Raw genomic sequence first — 918 nt, 5'->3', positions numbered from 1 at the left:
TGCGGCCGTCGAACTCAAGCAGATGACAATGGTGCATGAGGCGGTCAAGGATCGTCGTGCTCATGGTGTTGTCGCGGAGATAAGCGCCCCAATCCTGCACGACGCGATTGGACGTGACGATGACGCTGCGGTGCAATTTGTAGCGTTGATGGATCAGATTCTGCAGCAAAGCGCCGGCTTCGTCGGGGATGGTGCGAGCGAGGAACAGATCGTCAAGCACAAGCAGATCGCAGTCAGAGATGCTCCGCAGTCGAGCTTCGCGCTGAGCGGCGGGGCTGAGGGCGTAACGGTTGAAGAAGTCATCGGCCTCGAGATACTGGACCTTGTGGCCTTGCAGGATGGCCTGGTAGGCGACGGCCTTGGCCACGTGCGATTTTCCGGTGCCGGGCTTGCCAATGAACAGAGCGTTTTCACCGACCGCGACAAACTTCAGCGCATGCAGCTGGAAGCAGGCCTGACGCGGCAGTTTGGGATTGAAGGACCAGTCGAACTCCGCGAGCGTGAGCTTCTCTTCAAGCCCGGATTGCTGGTAGCGGCGAGCGATGAGACGGGACTGACGACGATCGAGTTCGTCCTGCAGGAGCAGGCAGAAGGTCTCGAGGAACGGTTGGCTGGCGCCCTGGGCCTGCAGGACGCGGGTCTCGAGCGTGTCGCGTATGCCCGACAGCCGCAACTGTCGTAGGCAGCGATCAATTTCTGGCAAGGTCATGGTCATTCCGAATGATCTCCTGTGGAGGTTGAAAGGCAGAGTTGATCGGCAATCAAGGTCTCGGCGGGAGCGCTCGCGTCGTCGGAGCTGGCCGGGATTGCGGAGACGACGCGAGCGCGGTTTGGTGCGGGCTGATCATTGCCGTTGTTTCCGGGCCGGCGCTCGATGCTGGCACGGTTCTGGGCGCCGAGGCGAAAGAGTTCGCCGTA

2 protein-coding genes are annotated in these 918 nt (G+C 61.1%); both read right to left on the bottom strand.

The window, feature by feature from the left end; translation table 11 throughout:
• Nucleotides 1–709: IS21-like element helper ATPase IstB (gene istB, locus KJQ96_RS38540; RefSeq protein ID WP_213291162.1), on the bottom strand; the 709-nt coding region annotated here is incomplete at its 3' end.
• Between the two features lie 2 nt (nucleotides 710–711).
• Nucleotides 712–918 (bottom strand): hypothetical protein (locus tag KJQ96_RS38535; protein WP_213291161.1); only part of this gene is annotated, 207 nt, incomplete at its 5' end.

It is taken from the genome of Bradyrhizobium sp. sGM-13 (assembly GCF_018398875.1).
In the GTDB taxonomy this organism is placed as follows: domain Bacteria; phylum Pseudomonadota; class Alphaproteobacteria; order Rhizobiales; family Xanthobacteraceae; genus Bradyrhizobium.
Note: the sequence above shows the minus strand (reverse complement) of the source record. Positions and strands in the feature narration are given on the sequence as shown.